Annotated in this window: 18 protein-coding genes; 8 read left to right on the top strand and 10 right to left on the bottom strand. The window is 37.7% G+C overall.

The annotated features are described in order from the left end of the window. Positions 1-3 precede the first annotated feature (3 nt). On the bottom strand, positions 4-1,446 hold the full coding sequence (locus ND2E_RS06075; protein WP_033094819.1) for an alpha/beta hydrolase: 1,443 nt from the start codon (positions 1,444-1,446) through the stop codon (positions 4-6). 214 nt (positions 1,447-1,660) lie between these two features. Between ND2E_RS06075 and ND2E_RS06080 the strand changes: the two genes are divergently transcribed. Then, positions 1,661-1,879 (top strand): EF-hand domain-containing protein, encoded by a 219-nt coding sequence (locus ND2E_RS06080; protein WP_011041571.1) that lies wholly within the window; start codon positions 1,661-1,663, stop codon positions 1,877-1,879. Between the two features lie 133 nt (positions 1,880-2,012). After that, complete coding sequence (gene trhA / locus ND2E_RS06085) at positions 2,013-2,672, top strand: PAQR family membrane homeostasis protein TrhA (RefSeq protein WP_033094818.1); 660 nt, start codon at positions 2,013-2,015, stop codon at positions 2,670-2,672. Positions 2,673-2,811: 139 nt separating this feature from the next. On the opposite strand, the gene ND2E_RS06090 is transcribed toward trhA, so the two are convergent. From ND2E_RS06090 to ND2E_RS06105, 4 genes are all read right to left on the bottom strand, one after another. Then, positions 2,812-3,810: a DUF4238 domain-containing protein gene (locus ND2E_RS06090; RefSeq protein WP_033094817.1), complete on the bottom strand. Its 999-nt coding sequence runs from the start codon at positions 3,808-3,810 to the stop codon at positions 2,812-2,814. A gap of 268 nt (positions 3,811-4,078) precedes the next feature. Further along, entirely contained in the window at positions 4,079-4,645 is a 567-nt protein-coding gene (locus tag ND2E_RS06095) for a PEP-CTERM sorting domain-containing protein (RefSeq protein ID WP_033094816.1), read from the bottom strand. 491 nt (positions 4,646-5,136) lie between these two features. Next, positions 5,137-6,327 (bottom strand): enoyl-ACP reductase FabV, encoded by a 1,191-nt coding sequence (gene fabV / locus ND2E_RS06100; RefSeq protein WP_033094814.1) that lies wholly within the window; start codon positions 6,325-6,327, stop codon positions 5,137-5,139. Positions 6,328-6,478: 151 nt separating this feature from the next. Further along, the gene (locus ND2E_RS06105) at positions 6,479-6,793 is read right to left on the bottom strand and encodes a BolA family protein (RefSeq protein ID WP_033094813.1); all 315 of its coding nucleotides are present in this window, start codon (positions 6,791-6,793) and stop codon (positions 6,479-6,481) included. 149 nt (positions 6,794-6,942) lie between these two features. Here ND2E_RS06105 and ND2E_RS06110 point away from each other — a divergent pair, with 149 nt between their 5' ends. From ND2E_RS06110 to ND2E_RS06135, 6 genes are all read left to right on the top strand, one after another. Then, complete coding sequence (locus tag ND2E_RS06110; protein ID WP_033094812.1) at positions 6,943-8,121, top strand: methyltransferase; 1,179 nt, start codon at positions 6,943-6,945, stop codon at positions 8,119-8,121. A gap of 15 nt (positions 8,122-8,136) precedes the next feature. Then, complete coding sequence (locus tag ND2E_RS06115; protein WP_033094811.1) at positions 8,137-8,706, top strand: YajG family lipoprotein; 570 nt, start codon at positions 8,137-8,139, stop codon at positions 8,704-8,706. 53 nt (positions 8,707-8,759) lie between these two features. Then, positions 8,760-9,335 (top strand): peptidylprolyl isomerase, encoded by a 576-nt coding sequence (locus tag ND2E_RS06120; protein ID WP_033094873.1) that lies wholly within the window; start codon positions 8,760-8,762, stop codon positions 9,333-9,335. Positions 9,336-9,629: 294 nt separating this feature from the next. After that, complete coding sequence (locus ND2E_RS06125) at positions 9,630-9,959, top strand: hypothetical protein (RefSeq protein WP_033094810.1); 330 nt, start codon at positions 9,630-9,632, stop codon at positions 9,957-9,959. Between the two features lie 119 nt (positions 9,960-10,078). Further along, complete coding sequence (locus ND2E_RS06130) at positions 10,079-11,362, top strand: AmpG family muropeptide MFS transporter (protein WP_223303655.1); 1,284 nt, start codon at positions 10,079-10,081, stop codon at positions 11,360-11,362. Between the two features lie 561 nt (positions 11,363-11,923). Further along, positions 11,924-12,772 (top strand): HDOD domain-containing protein, encoded by an 849-nt coding sequence (locus ND2E_RS06135; RefSeq protein WP_033094809.1) that lies wholly within the window; start codon positions 11,924-11,926, stop codon positions 12,770-12,772. Positions 12,773-12,840: 68 nt separating this feature from the next. Here ND2E_RS06135 and ND2E_RS06140 read toward each other — a convergent pair whose 3' ends face one another. From ND2E_RS06140 to ND2E_RS06160, 5 genes are all read right to left on the bottom strand, one after another. Beyond that, positions 12,841-13,239, bottom strand: coding sequence for a YacL family protein (locus ND2E_RS06140; protein WP_033094808.1), 399 nt, complete (start codon positions 13,237-13,239; stop codon positions 12,841-12,843). 139 nt (positions 13,240-13,378) lie between these two features. Beyond that, on the bottom strand, positions 13,379-14,032 hold the full coding sequence (locus ND2E_RS06145) for a fumarylacetoacetate hydrolase family protein (protein WP_033094807.1): 654 nt from the start codon (positions 14,030-14,032) through the stop codon (positions 13,379-13,381). A gap of 74 nt (positions 14,033-14,106) precedes the next feature. Next, the gene (locus ND2E_RS06150; protein WP_033094806.1) at positions 14,107-15,417 is read right to left on the bottom strand and encodes a hypothetical protein; all 1,311 of its coding nucleotides are present in this window, start codon (positions 15,415-15,417) and stop codon (positions 14,107-14,109) included. 2 nt (positions 15,418-15,419) lie between these two features. Continuing rightward, a complete protein-coding gene (locus ND2E_RS06155) occupies positions 15,420-15,695 on the bottom strand; it encodes a DUF2249 domain-containing protein (protein ID WP_033094805.1) in 276 nt (91 codons plus the stop codon). 6 nt (positions 15,696-15,701) lie between these two features. Next, positions 15,702-16,142 (bottom strand): hemerythrin domain-containing protein, encoded by a 441-nt coding sequence (locus tag ND2E_RS06160; RefSeq protein WP_033094804.1) that lies wholly within the window; start codon positions 16,140-16,142, stop codon positions 15,702-15,704. Positions 16,143-16,325: the final 183 nt, after the last annotated feature.

Genomic DNA, 16,325 nt, shown 5'->3' with positions numbered 1-16,325 from the left:
GCTTTATTGAATGCCATTAACACTGGTCATAAAAGTTTCTTGAGGGATGTCTGTTAAACACGATTCGTCGAGTGCTTTCGGCGTTTTACTGGTTAAAAACTCATTAATAATATCGCTAGCACAGGTACTCATTGCCACCGTATGTGAAGCATTCTCAACAACAATATGATGACTATTAGGTAATGAGTTCGCTGAATATTCACCATTACTTGGTGGTGTCACAGGATCTAAATTACCTGATAAAATCAAGGTTGGAATATCGGCGGTAACACTTTGGTAAAAGTCTTCACTCGGGCGGTATTTAGGGAAGAATGGGCAAACCATATCCCATGCTAACTGACTATCTTTGCCATCAAAGTTATTGCCCGCATCACTAGCTTTATCTGCTTCTGATACCCTTGGTATGTCTTCATTACAGACAATATTGAAAAGTAAGCCGTTATAAACGAGTTGCTCCCCCTCTGTACGTGCCATTAAGCCGATGAGTGGCTGAAAGTTTCCTAAAAAAGCTTGATGTATAACCAATGGCACCATAGAACGCCCTTCCATACCGTAGAGCTGAAAACGTAAGTTACCAGTAAATTTAGTGTCATCAATAACCAATTTTGTCGGGGTGCCTAAACGGGGATGCAAGATATCAATGCTTACCACCTCTTTAGCTAATCGTGCTTTTACCGTCTGAAATTCTTCGGCCAAATTAGGAAAAGCTTTATGACAAGACTCACTGTTTTTGCAGTTTTCAAGCAAGAGTTCAAAAGATCGCGCACCACTTAGACCAAACATGCCAATAGGCACTTCAATAGGGCCAACCGAATCTAATACCACACTTTCGAGCGACTGAGGAAACATGCGCATGTAAACCAAGCCAGCACGGGTGCCGTATGAACCGCCATAAATATTCAGCTTTTCATGACCTAATGCTGAACGAATCGCATCAAAATCCCGAATCGCATTTTCTGAATTATACTGGGTTACATCGCCCTTAAATTGGGCAACACAATCTTTAACGTCTTTTGGGCTCAGCGCATCAGGCAGAGAGCTATAGACATTATCAACCGCCTCAAAATCACATGATAAAGCACTGCTTTCACCTGTACCGCGTTGATCGACAAGAATAATGTCACGGGTTTTACGTACTTCTCTAAATACCCGATTTAATCCTGTTGCTAACTCGACCGCCGCTTGACCGGGTCCACCCGCTAAAAACATTAGCGGTGCTTTGTATTCACTGTTATCGATAGCAGGCAACACAGCAAAATTAATCGATATTTTATCCCCATCAGCTTGCTGATAATTTTCTGGCACCTCAAGATTTCCACACTTTACTTGTGAGCGTATTTCACCTAAATGGCAGTTTTCTAACGTTAATTTATAATCATTTGCCCAACTCATTGTCGTTAATGACAACAAACTTAGTGCTAAAAGGTTTTTCCACATCATATTCATTACATCTTTCCTTAATAAAGCATTGGACAGTTAGTCTGAGGGTTTAATCATTTATTACAGAAAACTTAAAATAAAGTTAATAAGCAATCAATAAGTAAACAAATCGCTACTTTATCCATCACACAACTAAAAAAGTTGAAATAGCCATTCCCAAATGACTGAATAAGCGATATGGTTTAGTTATATCTTTTTTAAATGAGTAGCGGGGTTTTATATGGACTTAAATCAGTGGGTAGATGAATTATTTGAAGTGTTTGATGAAGATAAAGACGGTGTGATAAGTCGTTCTGAATTTGTTGAGCTAATTGATGTTTTATTGCAAGACAAGGGTATTCGTATGTGCGAAACCATTTTCAATCGCTTTGATAAGAATCACAGCAATTCTATCTCTAAAGATGAGCTAAAAGATATGGTTATTGAGTTAGCACTTTAATTAAAGTCTGCTCAACTTTGATACCAAGGCTAAAAACCACTTTAGCCTTAGATAATCTCTATCTTTACTTTGTTTGGTGTTATATCGACACTCGGCGTACGTTCGCACACTAAACTTAATAAAGCAGCTCATTATGACTGATCCGAAAGACAACTCTTCTGCCACCACTACGCCAGCTCCCTACAGTCAAAATGAAGAAAAGCTCAATGTGCTCAGCCATGCTTTAGGCTTATTGTTAAGTTTCATCGCACTATTTTTATTATTGAAAAATAGCCATGGTGAATTTAGCCGAATCGTTAGTTTTAGTATTTTCGCCACCAGTGGCATTCTGCTTTTTCTCGCTTCAACTCTTTACCATAGTTTAACGAATAAGCAGGTTAAACAATTATTTAAGCTGCTAGATCACTGCGCAATCTATTTACTTATTGCAGGCACTTATACGCCACTGTTAGCTATCACCTTAGCAGGGCCGCTTGGTTATACTTTGCTGGCTTTTATTTGGCTATTTGCCTTATTCGGTATACTGTTCAAAATTAAATTTGGCAATAAATACAAAAAAACGTCTTTGGCCACCTATTTAGGAATGGGCTTTATTTCATTAGGAATGCTAGGTGAGTTATATGAAAAGTTACCTGAGCAAGCCATTGGTTTGCTGGCCTTAGGTGGTCTGATTTACACACTTGGGGTGTTTTTCTATGTCAAAAAAACAGTGCCATACACTCATGCTATTTGGCACCTTTTTGTTTTAGGCGGTGTCACTTGCCACTTTTTAATGATTTATTGGTATGTATAATATTCACTAATGCCACATTCGAGAGATTAGGTAATAAGCGCCAAACAATACTTAGGATTAGATTTTGTCTCGAAAACGCCTCAATAAGAGGCTAAAAATTGTTTGCTAAAAATGTGAAGCGTAATCTTTCAAACTGTTTTTAGTCCTGCTTGATTGGCTTATTACTTTTACGTTTCCAAGGATTTTTCACAATATTAATGCCTTTTGAACCTGCACTGGATACTACCCGCTGACCTTCTCCACTATTTAAGTTAAAACCTTTTAACCACTCAAACCTGTCAGAACAATAAATATACCTTAAAGCTGCTTTACTTACTTTCTTGTTTATTTCTTGCAATAGAGAATCACTATATTGGCCAATAACAATCCACTCCTTCGGCCGAGCCGAAGGAGAAAGTATAAGAGCCGTGCTTTTACTTATTGGATATAAGATCTCAGCTGACTTATGTGCTGGGCCAATATTACCGACCCCTGATTGATAAGGGTAGAAAACCACAGGAACATCTCCTGTGATAAAGTTTACTCCATCTGGAGCGTTTACTAACACCCATTCTTTTTTTAGAAACTCTTGCGCTGACAAATTTGCTAAATTTAACATGTGATCCAAACTTACTGTCGAATTAATATCTACGTTAATTACGTTTGACAATCCATTCTTCTTCACTAATTTTTGCAACGCATCGGGTGGATTGGATTTATCCCAAATTTGGTGGAGTATATTTTTAACAATTCCCCCATATGTTTCAGTGACTCCATCACGAAAAGAAGGTCCTCGAAATAACAGTAACGCAATATAGAATGCTAATTCTCCTCGTTCAATACCTGAAATGGATACATAAGGCATAAAGCGTGAAGCTAAAACTTTATCAATAATGTTATTACCGATAGTTTCAACCTCTGAAATACTGTCTTCAAGAGCTATATGATCAATTTCCTTATCAGGTGTTACTTGGTAGTAATAATAATCTTCAGCACAAATTTTCTTAATAGAAGATGTTAATTTTTCGAATTCGCCATAGTCTTTATCAAAAGTCCAAAGTAAAGATTTTTCTCCACCTATAGTGAACCTTTTCAAATGAGATTTTGGTACATAATGTTGATTTTTTTTTGATTTTCTTATTTTGCATACATATCTCAATATTCTATTGTTACAGGTGTTTTATCGGCAACTCAGTTTATTACTGAGACCAATCAGTAACTCACATGATTTATTCATTAGAATAATATAGGGAAAAAGATTAATTACTAGTGTCAGCTTAGCGCACAAAGGAGACCAAATTTATACACGAATTTATCACAGTAATTAGTCCTCTTTGCCACTTGAGTGCAATCTGATTTTTCGTATTACTCGACTAATTAAAGGTAAAAAAAACCCTCTCGAGGAGGGTTTGTTCATTATGAGTTATTTAATACGATTTTTTACTACGACTCCAGCCAAGGCCAACAAGTCCAAGTCCGAAGAGGACCAGAGTGGCTGGTACGGGTATCGTCTCTACCGTGATGGAGGAAAACGAGAAGCCCTCACCATTATGATTGCTGTGCGTCAGTACAATTGCCTGATTCGCCAAGAAAGTATTGCCGGTGTTGCTAAAGGCAAATGAACCTACGGTATTTAGACTCTGCCCGAGTGACTGTAATCCGCCCTGCGTGAGATCGAAAGTCTCCCCTGCGTCGTTATTCCCTAGGATGTAGCTGACTAAACGTACGTCTTCTGAGAAAGTGAAATCAAGGGTGGGTGCAAGCCCTCCGTCTATAAACAGCCCACCCAGAATCATCGCAAAGGTGTTGTCTCCGAAAGTAGTGTTGCCTCGGGGGTTGTCTACTAGAAGTGTAGCTCCACCAGAAGAAAAACTTTTACTAGTGAGATCTCTCTCGCCAGTAGCGGGGAAATCAAATGTGATCAGTGTCGCGTTTGCCGCGCCTACCCATGCAGTAAGTACAAATACAGCTAGTGTTCTTATGAAAATGTTCATATTCGCCTCATTATTATAATCATGCAGACATAAACCACAGCATTAATTGTACCAAAGCAATGAAGTTCTTTGCTAACGGGTGTTGTGGCTAAACGCAAATCCTGTTGCGTCTAAAACTGTAAATAAAACTGGCACAATATGATCCTATGTTATATAGAGCTACATGCTGGGAATATCTCTTCTAAATTGTGAAAGTGGACATACACGAAAGTGATGACTAAGCCTGATGCTGTGCTTTTGTGCTAGTCAAACCTCCGAGTATTATTTCAGTAAATAATATGAATAAATAAAAATGATAAGCTGGCATTTATATGCATTACTATTACAACTGATAATGTCAATAAACCTTCAAAAGTGATCATCCCTAGTCTGAGTACAATATACTGTTTGCTAACACCAAGGCACAAAAAAGCCGCACTATTATTATGAATAATAAAGAGTGCGGCTTTTTTACTATTTACGTTTTGTTGCCTTGTTGTAGGCAATAAAACCTAAAGTAAGTTGTTAATAGCAACTTCTGGGCTAACATCAGCATCGTAATCAACGCCTGCAACATCAAAACCAAACAGTTTTAAGAACTCTTGATGATAAGCAACATAATCTGTTAATTCATCAATAGTATCAGTATCAACGCTATTCCAAATATCAGTAACACGTTGCTGAACGCTATCTTCTAATTCTTTATAGTTTTGACGGAAACGGCCTTCTTCATCTAAACGAGGTGAGTCACTGTAAATGTTTTCTTTGAATAAGTTAGCTATTTGCTCAATGCAGCCTTCATAGGTACCGTCGGCTTTCATCACTTTAAACATCGCAGAGATGTATAAAGGCATGATAGGAATAGCAGAGCTTGCTTGTGTTACTACGGCATTTAATGAGGTAACGCGAGCTTGACCATTTAAGTCAGCGGTTGCGGCGTTAATCGCTGTTGCCGCTCTATCTAAATCTTCTTTCGCTTTACCAATCGTTGCTTTACCATAGATTGGCCAAGTTAATTCTTTACCAATGTATGTGTAAGCTACTGTTTTAACACCTTCAGCTAAAACGCCGGCTTCACCTAAAGCGTTCATCCATAATTCCCAGTCAGCGCCGCCCATGACATCAATAGTGCCTTGAATTTCAGCATCATTTGCTGCTTCAACAGAAACTTCATCAATAACACGCTTTGAAGTATTAAGGTTTTTAGTGGTAACACTTTGACCAATTGGTTTTAAGGTAGAAGAGTATACTTCACCAGTATCAGGATCAGTTCTACGAGGTGACGCTAAGGAATAAACCACTAAGTCAACTTTACCCATATCAGCTTTAATGGCTTCAATTGCTTTGGCTTTTATTTCATGAGAAAAAGCATCGCCATTAATATTTTTAGCGTAAATGCCAGCTTCATCTGCTGCTTTAACGAACGCTGCAGTATTGTACCAACCAGCAGAGCCTGTTTTCTTTTCTGTTGGTGGTTTTTCAAAGAAAATACCTAATGTTTTTGCATCATGACCAAAAGTCGATGTGATACGTGACGCTAAACCGTAACCAGTAGAAGCACCGATAACCAAAACATTTTTAGGACCCGAAGTCGCTGATGTTTGCGCTTTTACATATGCAATTTGCTCATTCACATGCGCTTCACAACCTACTGGGTGAGCATTAGTACAGATAAAACCACGAATTTTTGGCTTGATAACCATAAGTTAACCTTTTTATTTATATTAGTGACTCAGCTACCGTAAGTATATAGCTAAGGTTTGAAAGAAACTTTCAATAATTTGATGTCATTGTACCTTGCCTCAAGTATAAAGAGGTATGACCAGACTACAATGTAATTAAATATTAATTATTCTACTTTCCGCCGCCTAAACAGTTAGGTGAGCTTGGTGTATTAGCAGCATACTGCTCTTGCCATTCTTTTTCTGTGTAGGTATGTAACGCCAGTGCATGAATTTTTTCAGCAAGTTCTTCTGAAAGTATGGCATTAACTAAGCGATGGCGCTTTATTAGTCGTTCACCTTCAAAGGCTTTGGCAACAATCACCACTTTAAAGTGTGACTCACTGCCCGGCGGTACATTATGGTTATTACTTTCATTAATCACATCTAAATGTGGTGGTTGAAATGCATCAAGCAGTTTTTGTTCGATCACAGAGGCAACAGTCATTATTTTCTCGCTGAGTGTAAGAATAAGTACCGAAGTGGTAGGTACTCAATGTGACAAATATTTTAGCTGATTTACGTGGATAGACCAACAATATGTTGTCGATTATGGCACAATAGTCGCCAATTTTTACTGACCTTTAGCCAATTTTTATGATCAGCCCTTTTATTGTTAATGATAAGAACTTATTTCTAAGCCGTTTTCCCGTTGCACAAGTCAATCGTAGCTTACAAGCATGGGATTCTGCCGATGAATACCTAGTAAACCATGTTAATGAAGAAGGTTTAATTAAGGCTAATACAAAGTTGGCTATTTTTAATGATGCATTTGGCGCGTTAACCACAAATTTTTGTCATTCGGCTAATGATGACCCTGACGTTATTTGCATTAATGACTCGTTTATTAGCAGCCAAGGTATTCGTTATAATATTGAGCAGAATGCTCTTGATGACAGTAATATTACTCTGCTAAGTTCTCTTGATAACTTACCGAATGATATTGACGTCATTTTATATAAAATTCCTAAAAGTAAATCATTACTTATTGAACAACTCATTCAAATAAAAAAATCAGTGCCTGCAAACTGTATTTTTATAGCCGCCGATCGTGCCAAAGAAATCCACAGTTCAACGCTTAAAGTTTTTGAAAAGCACTTAGGTACAACCAAAACCTCATTAGCCGTTAAAAAAGCACGCTTAGTTTTTTGCCAATTTGATAATAAGCAAGTACATCAGTCGCCTTTCCCAACAATATGGTCTATTGCCCATAAATCGACAAATGATGCTCCATCACGAGAGCTAATCATTAGTAATCATGCTAATGTTTATGCCCGAGAAAAACTGGATATTGGCGCTCGATACTTTATTGATAACTTACCTAAAGTAGCGGCCAATAGTACCGTGATTGATTTAGGTTGTGGTAATGGTGTACTCGGTCTAACGGTTTTGGCCAATCAAAATAATGCCCATGTTCATTTTATTGATGAATCAGTGATGGCCCTTGCTTCTGCTAAGCAAAATGTCATGACCAACTTACCTGAATTAATTGAGCAATGTGAATTTACCCTTAACGATTGTTTAACCGATATAGAAGGTGGTAGTGTTGATTTAATTTTATGTAACCCTCCTTTTCATCAAAATACTGCAACAACCGATCACATTGCTTGGCAGATGTTTAAAGACAGCCACAGAGTGCTGAAAAAAGGTGGAGAATTACGTATTATTGGAAATAGACAATTAGCCTATCATATTAAATTACAGCGTCTTTTTGGTAACGAAACCTTAATTGCGAGTAATGATAAATTTGTCACCCAATCTGCAATTAAACGATAAGAAAAAGAGACTCGAATGCATATCACTACATTAAAATTAATCACTTTGCTATTATTACTTGCTAGTCTTATTGGCTGTGGTACAGCACCAACACATCTGATCGTTGCTCCCCAAGTTTACCTTTCTCCGTCAAATCAGCTCTCAGGCAAAGAAGCGCAACTGAGTGTTGTCGATATGCGTACTAGTCCTCATATCATTCAGATTTTAGAAAAAGATGAAGCGGCAATCATTCTTTCATCTGAACAACGTCTTGAAGATATTATTCAAGGGCTCATAACAAAGCAGTGGCAACAACAAGGGTTAACCTTCACTAACTCTGCAAATAATAAGATCACTATGACTATAGAGAAGGCGATCATCAGTGTTGAACAGGAAAGTGTCAGTTACAGTACTCAAAGCGAAATTATCATCAAAGTTACAATCGATAATAGCAAACAAACATTAACTAGCAGTTTTAAAAATAGAGCACATAGTGAAGGCGCTCTTAACGCTGATATCGCGGTATTAGAGCGAGAGTTTAATCAGCATTTAAGTACATTGATAAAGCAAGTTTTAATCAGTAAAGATATTAAAACCTTCTTATAGTTGTAGCCAATACAACAAATACTTCTATTCATTGGTAGGTAATTTTGAAAAATATTGTTCACTTTATTATTGCAAGCACCCTTTTAACCTTAAGTAGCTTTAGCTATGCGGTTGATCCAACTAATATTTATCCTAAAGTAAAATTAGAAACATCTATGGGTGTTATTGTGGTTGAACTCGACAGAGTGAAAGCACCAATTACCGTAAATAATTTTCTTGAGTATGTGGTAAAAGGTGAATATAACAACACTATATTCCATCGCATAATAGACGATTTTATTGTGCAAGGTGGTGCTTATGACGCAAAATTTACCGCCAAAGAATTGGGCAAAAACATTATTAATGAGTCAGGAAACGGTCTAAAAAACGAAATAGGTACTATTGCGATGGCAAAAGAAAACCGACCGCATACTGCCAATCGACAATTCTTTTTTAACCTTGCCGATAATACATCGTTAGATCCTGGGAGAAAGTGGGGTTATGCCGTTTTTGGCGCGATTATTGAGGGTGAAGAAGTGCTAGAAGCAATCGCAAAAGTACCAACAGATTATAACGAAGCAATGGCTTGGAATGATGTACCGGTAAAACCAGTTACGTTAATTAAGGCAACATTGTTACCTGCTGACTAATAGGTTTATTTATAATATTCACCTGCTGTCACTTACAAAAAATATAAAAACTTGTTGCGCTTTAGTCGCTAAAACTATCTTGAATTTTCAATACGCGCTAAATAAAAAAGTACTTTTTCTTTGACAAAAAGGCAACTATCACCGATACATAAGTTAGCCAACAAATTTTCTCGCAATTCATTTCAAGCCCAAAAGCAGTAGTAAAGGCCTTAATACTTTTCAGTGAAAATTAAATTTATCGTTAACCATCGTCATCTTCTGTACTAAAAAGTACATGTATTTTAAGGAGACTTCATGATAATTGAACAATTTATCGATCATAAAATACTACAAATGCATACTTACGTGAGCGCAGTCATCCAGCAAAAATTACACTATACTGAACTCGACCATTTTATTGCTGATACTATGTCTGAATGGACATTATTAAAAGTTATTGATGAAACTCCACATAGCGCGAAAGAGCGGGTATTTTGGCACTTGATGCATGAAGTCAGTTTACGGGGTGCCCAAGCCCTAACCCAAGATTTGTTTTTCAAAAGTGAAATGAATACTTGTTTAGATTTTTTTAACGGTGTTGGTAGCTACCCTATAGATTGTATTGGCTGGCGACCTATTCCTTAACGGAGTCAATTGGCGGTACACGACTAAAATATGAGCCAAATAGAGTATACCGCTTCTGCAAACAACAAGCCTCTGATAAACTTAGAAGAAATAAAAACCTAATTTTAAGTTACTCGCTAATGCCGCAAATGCCCACAACTAGCCAAGTACAAAACAGCTCATTTAAAGAAGCTATTTTAAATAAGCGCATGCTTATTTGTATTTTTACTGGTTTTAGTTCCGGTCTCCCCTTATTTGTTTTGTACCAATTAGTACCTGGCTGGTTACGAGATGAAGGAGTAAGCCTCACTGAAATAGGGTTATTTTCATTAATTGGCATCCCGTATGTTTGGAAGTTTCTATGGTCGCCATTAATGGATCGCTATTCACTCGGCATATTTGGTCGTCGACGTAGCTGGATGTTAGCTACACAGCTTTTATTATTGGGATCCATTGCCGCTTTCGGCTTTGTTAATCCCATTATGGATATATGGTCAGTGGCTTACTTAGCTGCAGCAGTCGCTTTTTTTAGTGCAAGCCAAGATATAGTGCTTGATGCTTATCGACGAGAGTTACTGCCCGATAACGAGCTCGGTTTAGGTAACTCAATTCATGTGCAAGCATATCGGCTTTCTGGACTAGTACCTGGTTCACTTGCTTTTATATTAGCTGATCATATGAGTTGGCAATCTGTTTTCGTCATAGTCTCAGCTTTCATGTTATTAGGCGTATTGTTAACCCTTTTTATTAAAGAGCTTGATTCTGAGCATTCTGCTCCTAAAAGCTTACAAGAAGCCGTAGTATTGCCCTTTAAGGACTTCATTCAAAGCAAAGGACTTAAATCTGCAGGTTATACATTATTATTTCTGGTGCTCTATAAATTAGGCGACAATATGGCAACAGCATTGCAAACGCCTTTCTTTATTGACATGGGCTTTAGTAAGACCGAAATAGGCGTAATTGCCAAGACATCATCATTAATTGCCATGACCATTGGTATTGTCGTGGGTGGCCTAGTCATGGTTAAACTTAGCATTAATCGAGCGTTATGGCTGTTTGGTTTTGTCCAAATTCTAAGTATTTTAGGCTTTGCGGCTCTCGCTGAAATTGGGCATAACACCTATGCTTTAGCCATGGCCATGGGCTTTGAATATCTAGGCGTTGGTTTAGGCACAGCGGCTTTTACTGCCTTTATTGCCAAAACAACTAACCCTGCCTTTGCCGCAACACAAATTGCCTTATTTACCGCACTAGCCGTGGTGCCACGTACCTTTGCCAATGCAACGACTGGAGTGATTGTTGAAGCAATTGGTTGGACAAATTTTTATTTCCTTTGCACAGCTTTAGCTGTTCCAGGCATGTTAATGTTGTTTAAAGTTGCTCCTTGGAATGAGACATCCCTAATTCAAGCTCAATCTAATTAGCTTAAACTCATTTTCAACGTGGCTAGTGAATGGAAATACAATGCTTTATTTTTTTACTATTATATAGTGAGGTAGTTTTGCTTAGTTCTGGCTAAGCTTATGCGCCAATAGCTGACCTATTGCAAGTAAACTTAGCGATGAAGTCAGCAAAAATAACCGCTTCAGAAGTATTTATTTAACCAAGCAGAGGTTGCTTTATGATCAAGTTTTTCTTTTTAATGCCTATTATTATGTGTGCCATTTGGGTTTGGTATCTCAACGCTCATAATTACAGCCTTAAAGAGGGTATTAAAGGCTTTACTTATATTCTCGCATTCAATGCTATCTTCATCGGATTTTTCGTGATGATGATTTATATTACGCACTAATTGGCCGTATTTATTTTCCTTCAAAGATCAGTGTCTATCCCCTTAAAAAGTAATAAGCAAAGCATTTGTTTTTTTCCAGTGTATTGAGAAATATCTCCATACAAAAAGCTTCATTAATTTGATGAGGGATATAGCAAGCGGAATTTTAATAACATACACTAACGTAATATTTTTATAGCCTTTTATTAGTTTTATGTTAATTGTTGATCAAAGTGTTTTAGATGATATTGGCCGTGGTTTCTCAGTTCCAGCCCAGCCTAAACTACTGCTCGAGTTACTAACACTTATGGCAGAAGCAAGCCCGGATATTAATGCTATTAGCCGCGCTATTAGTAAAGATATAGCGGTAAGCGCCACTATATTAAAAACCATAAATTCCCCTCTATATGGCCTAGGTAGAACCATCACTGATATTAAAATGTCGGTTAACTATATTGGTATTTTTGGTGTCGTAAGGTTAGTTACGGGTAGTTTACTTAAAAAGAGTTTTGACCCAAAAAACTGCAGTATAAATTTAGAAGATTTTTGGCAAAAAACTTCCGACATTGCAAATATGGCGATGTTGCTAGGCCAAAGGTATAAGCCTGATATTGCTAATGATAGATTTTTCAGTTTAGGATTATTTCATGCCTGCGGCGTACCAGTGATGGCAATGAAATATAGTGACTACCAACAAGTATTAGATAACGCATTAACAACGCCAGAGCTTGCACTAACTGAGGTCGAAGAGAAACATTATGGCGTGAATCATGCGACTATTGGTTATTACGTTGCCAGTTCATGGCGTTTACCTAAAGACGTTTGCCAAATAATTTTACAACACCGTGATCGGCACTTTATTAACAAACTGAATGGCTCACATGAGCAAGATTTATTTGCTGTACTAAAATTGAGTGAACAAATAGTTTCAATAAAGCATTCAGATTGTTCTAGTGCAGACTGGTCCTATGTGCAAGAAAATGTCTGTAAGATTTTAGCAATTGATGAAGAGACTTTACAAAATCTTGTCTTAGAATTTACTAAGAGCAAAAAAGAAGAATAACGGGGTAACCCTATAACCAACTCAGTAAAGATGCTCTCGAAGCATCTTTACTTGGGGTCACCAGTGGTTTATCGCAAACCGTTAGTAAACTTCCCCCAAGAAAGTAATAGCACTCTAAAGTCATCTAAACCACAACTGGCCACTTCATTTTGATCTAGGTGAATATGCTCGTCTGTTAACATATCAGGTAAACCTTCGCCGCTGCCATTTAATGAACCGTTCATGCTCACATTAGTTTGAATTGATACATCTTCATTATTCAGCGTGATAGAGTATTCACTGCCTGCGATAAGCAGTTCTTGAGCCTGACCTGTTTCGATATTATCTATCGCAGTTAATAGCTCAGTAAGCTTAGTAATGCTGTGCCCAAGTTCAACTTCCATCCACGGACCTATAACCTCGTGCTCTAATGAAAAGAGCGCGCGGGCTTCGCCAGTTATAGCGTCGTGTACAAATTCGTATTCCATAGCCTTTCCTATCAATGAGGTATAAAGGAGCCTATACCCAAGTTACTTGAAGAGGCACACCTTCAGGTAGCTTGGGTATATATTAAGTGTAGCAAAGCTTTGCAGCTTTAATAATAAATAGTCTATCTTGGTAAGGGAATTACTGCGCTAACCAGTTGCAGTCAAGTAATACTTTATTATCCGCGAGAGTACCTTGCTGACTCAAATAGACTTGGCCAGTAAAGCGATCATTTCCACCTATAACACCCACACCTTTAGGTGTACCTGTCATGACAATATCGCCATCTTCAAGACTGATAAAGCTTTGTATTTCTCTTAGGATGTCATCAGGTTTTGCCATCATTAAATTAACACCGCCTTGTTGCTTAGGAGCATCATTAATCAAAAGTGATAAATTCAATTGCTGTATATCCTCCTGCTCTATACTGACAAAGTCACTAAAAATAGCTGAGTTATCAAATGCCTTAGCTCGTTCCCAAGGAAGTCCCTTCGCTTTTAATTTCCCTTGTACTTCGCGTTTGGTTAAATCAAGACCAAGTGCCACAGCAGTAAACTTCCCTCCTTGATAAAGAAAGCTTAATTCTGCTTCATAATGTAATACATCCCCGTTGTGCTTAGCAGTAAGCACATTATTAATAGCTGAGTTTGGTTTTAAAAATACCACCATTTCATCAGGAATTTCATTAGCCAGCTCTTTGATATGATCAACATAATTACGACCTATACAAACAACTTTTGAAGGTGTTATCAACTGTGATGATTTTTTAGCTGACACTATGGTGACCGTATTCATATAAAGACCTATTTATCTTACGAAAAGTTAAACCAATTGGACTAATTGATCTTAATAGCGAGCATACTAATCAGTTACGCTGTATTGGACAAGTTAATTTTCTTGTTGACGCTAAAATATAAAGCCATACATTTCATCATTAAAACGAATAACCATACAAACTCAAGCAATAAAAAAAGAGCGAAAATAAAATATAAGCTCGGCATAATGATTACGGCTAATAGTGATAAACCACTCATGATATGCATATAGAAAAGGACTATCCCATGCTTTTTATTTAAAAACTCATGCATATGAGGAATAAATTGCATCGCAGAAAAATCAACCAAACAGCGCTGTTGCAGATGAGTGTAACTCAGAAAGGGTAATATTTTTAGTAACATACCTTGAATAACTGAGAGCAAATAAAAATAAATGAAAATGGCGGTCAGTAACATAGTTTTATCGGGTAATGCCATAAATAAAGGACTGTGCGTTGAGCTATAAAAGCTATCAGGTAAAAAATACAACAGGTTCAACAGTAGCAATGTTGCCGCTGATAGTTTCCAGTACTTAATGCTTGTATCGGGAACCTTACGTTTCCGTTGGTTGATAACATATAATAAGGTAAGAGCAAATCCACCTTGGCTGATAAAAAGTAAACCTAAGGCTAGCTCTGTGTAAAAAATATAAGCGATCAATAAAGTAAAAGTGCAAACACCCAGGTACTGTCGAATGTATTTAGGCATATTAGGAGCTACATGAAACATTGGAAGAACTTGAAAGCTCACAGCAATAATTAATATTCCTGCCCAGCCAACAAGTCCCATGAGTGCATGAATATCGGTCAGGTGTTTATCATACAGAATAAATGGCACTGTAACGCCCACTTTATTTGCTAACAGCAATATTCCGAGTAGTAGCAATATCGTCAAGGATGCTATCGCTAATCGAAAGCAGTTAATAGAATCTCCTTGGCTCATCTTTTTGATTAACACCCAAATAATAGCGCCAAGATAAATGCCTAACCCTAGACTAAGTAGGACTAACGCAGTCAAGGTTAGCCAGTTATTCGCAAGTACAAAGCTTAGCATTAAGGTTATTACGCCAGCACTATACAAAGCGTGGCTCGTCGTCGCAATGAATCGAGGTTTACCGATGCCAATACCGCCAATTACCGGTAATAACTGTAATAATGCACCCATCATCACCATAGTTAAAAACCCTAAGGTAAAACCATGCATAAGCGCCAGCATATTAGGTTGCCAGCGACTAAACCAAAGTATTTCACCTGAAAACAAAACTAACAACGCACAAACGATAATGAAAAGAGGCGCACTCAGGAAAAAGCGAAAAGGTAAGTCGATTGGTGGTAAAGCATTAAATGACAAGCCTGACATATTCATAGCTAGCCTTTGGATTGAAAGTTTCGATCATTAAAATGTTGTTCAAACAATTGTTGTGCTATTTGGCGATAAATAAACAATGAAATATGATCATCGCTATGTACCTGACAGTGGTACGCCCAACCCGCTTGAATCAGTTTTTCATACAAAGGAAAGGGCTGTCGTCTATGGGTGACCAATAAGCAATCACCTTGCTCCAAATTAGCCAAAGCAGTTAATATCACTGTCATTGGCTCAGGTGGAGCGAGTTCACTTACATCTATGGCAACAAACTCCATAATTGCTTAAACGGCTTCGTTGGCTTTGAACCCTTCGATAAGCTGTTCGCCATCGGTTAAGTGTTGCGCCATCATAGGATAAAGCATCATTTCTTCTTTCATATTATGTTGCTGCATCATTACCATCAAGGTTTCAGATAAACCTAAGTATTCATCTTTATCTTTTGCGGCCAGCGCATTATCAAGTGACTGCACCAAAGCACGCATTTGTTGATGTTCCATGCGCATGACTTGTGTCGGCCCACTAGTCATACCAGTAGCTTGTTCGAACTGTGGAAATAAAGTCTCTTCTTCTTGGGCTAAATGTTCAGTTAGTTCACTGGCGAATAGTTGCCATTTAGCTAACGCTAATGACCAATCTTTATCAGCAACAGCGGCTTCTGCTTCAGAAAAGAACTCATCGCACTCTCTATGCTTTTTTGTCATGTACTCTGGAATTGAACTCATTAGTTTTCCTACTCTCTATTATCAATAGGGGCATGTTAAAGCAGGAACTAGGGTTATGTTTTGACCTACAATAATAAAGTATCATGCAAATAAAAAATATTAGCGGTAGCGTATCTATGGGTGTTCGAGATCTAGCTCAATTGACACCATAAGCTCAAATAGAGTTATCGTTTATTGATATTT

It is taken from the genome of Colwellia psychrerythraea (genome assembly GCF_000764225.1).
Classification (GTDB): domain Bacteria; phylum Pseudomonadota; class Gammaproteobacteria; order Enterobacterales; family Alteromonadaceae; genus Colwellia; species Colwellia psychrerythraea_D.
The sequence above is the reverse complement of the archived record's forward strand: the minus strand, read 5'-3'. Positions and strand labels throughout refer to the sequence as shown.

What these genes read in the sequence shown, in the direction of transcription:
- ND2E_RS06080 (WP_011041571.1), top strand. Translation starts at nt 1,661, where the DNA reads ATGGACTTAAATCAGTGGGTAGATGAATTATTTGAAGTGTTTGATGAA.
- trhA (WP_033094818.1), top strand. Translation starts at nt 2,013, where the DNA reads ATGACTGATCCGAAAGACAACTCTTCTGCCACCACTACGCCAGCTCCC.
- ND2E_RS06160 (WP_033094804.1), bottom strand. Translation starts at nt 16,142, where the DNA reads ATGAGTTCAATTCCAGAGTACATGACAAAAAAGCATAGAGAGTGCGAT.
- ND2E_RS06115 (WP_033094811.1), top strand. Translation starts at nt 8,137, where the DNA reads ATGCATATCACTACATTAAAATTAATCACTTTGCTATTATTACTTGCT.
- ND2E_RS06140 (WP_033094808.1), bottom strand. Translation starts at nt 13,239, where the DNA reads ATGGAATACGAATTTGTACACGACGCTATAACTGGCGAAGCCCGCGCG.
- ND2E_RS06150 (WP_033094806.1), bottom strand. Translation starts at nt 15,417, where the DNA reads ATGAATATGTCAGGCTTGTCATTTAATGCTTTACCACCAATCGACTTA.
- ND2E_RS06130 (WP_223303655.1), top strand. Translation starts at nt 10,079, where the DNA reads ATGCCGCAAATGCCCACAACTAGCCAAGTACAAAACAGCTCATTTAAA.
- ND2E_RS06125 (WP_033094810.1), top strand. Translation starts at nt 9,630, where the DNA reads ATGATAATTGAACAATTTATCGATCATAAAATACTACAAATGCATACT.
- ND2E_RS06135 (WP_033094809.1), top strand. Translation starts at nt 11,924, where the DNA reads ATGTTAATTGTTGATCAAAGTGTTTTAGATGATATTGGCCGTGGTTTC.
- ND2E_RS06145 (WP_033094807.1), bottom strand. Translation starts at nt 14,032, where the DNA reads ATGAATACGGTCACCATAGTGTCAGCTAAAAAATCATCACAGTTGATA.
- ND2E_RS06155 (WP_033094805.1), bottom strand. Translation starts at nt 15,695, where the DNA reads ATGGAGTTTGTTGCCATAGATGTAAGTGAACTCGCTCCACCTGAGCCA.
- ND2E_RS06110 (WP_033094812.1), top strand. Translation starts at nt 6,943, where the DNA reads ATGATCAGCCCTTTTATTGTTAATGATAAGAACTTATTTCTAAGCCGT.
- fabV (WP_033094814.1), bottom strand. Translation starts at nt 6,327, where the DNA reads ATGGTTATCAAGCCAAAAATTCGTGGTTTTATCTGTACTAATGCTCAC.
- ND2E_RS06075 (WP_033094819.1), bottom strand. Translation starts at nt 1,446, where the DNA reads ATGAATATGATGTGGAAAAACCTTTTAGCACTAAGTTTGTTGTCATTA.
- ND2E_RS06095 (WP_033094816.1), bottom strand. Translation starts at nt 4,645, where the DNA reads ATGAACATTTTCATAAGAACACTAGCTGTATTTGTACTTACTGCATGG.
- ND2E_RS06105 (WP_033094813.1), bottom strand. Translation starts at nt 6,793, where the DNA reads ATGACTGTTGCCTCTGTGATCGAACAAAAACTGCTTGATGCATTTCAA.